The sequence below is a fragment of the Streptomyces sp. NPDC101118 genome (assembly GCF_044759445.1).
Classification (GTDB): domain Bacteria; phylum Actinomycetota; class Actinomycetes; order Streptomycetales; family Streptomycetaceae; genus Streptomyces.
On sequence record NZ_JBIVZG010000045.1, the window covers coordinates 1 to 1,028 of the forward strand.

At 56.7% G+C, this 1,028-nt stretch carries 1 rRNA gene; it reads left to right on the forward strand.

Annotated elements, in window-relative coordinates:
• Positions 1-1,028 (forward strand): 23S ribosomal RNA (locus ACIQUQ_RS35250); the annotation flags it as partial.

Genomic DNA, 1,028 nt, shown 5'->3' on the forward strand with positions numbered 1-1,028 from the left:
GGCGAGTCAGAAACCGTATGGATAGGCGAAGGACATGCGAAAGGTCCGGCGTAGAGGGTAAGACCCCCGTAGCTGAAATCTGTACGGCTTGCTTGCTCATCTCCCAAGTAGCACGGGGCCCGAGAAATCCCGTGTGAATCTGGCGGGACCACCCGCTAAGCCTAAATATTCCCTGGTGACCGATAGCGGATAGTACCGTGAGGGAATGGTGAAAAGTACCGCGGGAGCGGAGTGAAATAGTACCTGAAACCGTGTGCCTACAAGCCGTGGGAGCGTCGGAGACTTCGGTCTCTCGTGACTGCGTGCCTTTTGAAGAATGAGCCTGCGAGTTAGCGGTGTGTAGCGAGGTTAACCCGTGTGGGGAAGCCGTAGCGAAAGCGAGTCCGAATAGGGCGATTGAGTTGCACGCTCTAGACCCGAAGCGGAGTGATCTAGCCATGGGCAGGTTGAAGCGGAGGTAAGACTTCGTGGAGGACCGAACCCACCAGGGTTGAAAACCTGGGGGATGACCTGTGGTTAGGGGTGAAAGGCCAATCAAACTCCGTGATAGCTGGTTCTCCCCGAAATGCATTTAGGTGCAGCGTCGTGTGTTTCTTGCCGGAGGTAGAGCACTGGATAGGCGATGGGCCCTACCGGGTTACTGACCTTAGCCAAACTCCGAATGCCGGTAAGTGAGAGCACGGCAGTGAGACTGTGGGGGATAAGCTCCATGGTCGAGAGGGAAACAGCCCAGAGCATCGACTAAGGCCCCTAAGCGTACGCTAAGTGGGAAAGGATGTGGAGTCGCAGAGACAACCAGGAGGTTGGCTTAGAAGCAGCCACCCTTGAAAGAGTGCGTAATAGCTCACTGGTCAAGTGATTCCGCGCCGACAATGTAGCGGGGCTCAAGCGTACCGCCGAAGTCGTGTCATTGCAGCAATAGGGCCAACGCCTGCTGTGATGGGTAGGGGAGCGTCGTGTGCCGGGTGAAGCAGCGCCGGAAGGCAGTTGTGGACGGTTCACGAGTGAGAATGCAGGCATGAGTAGCG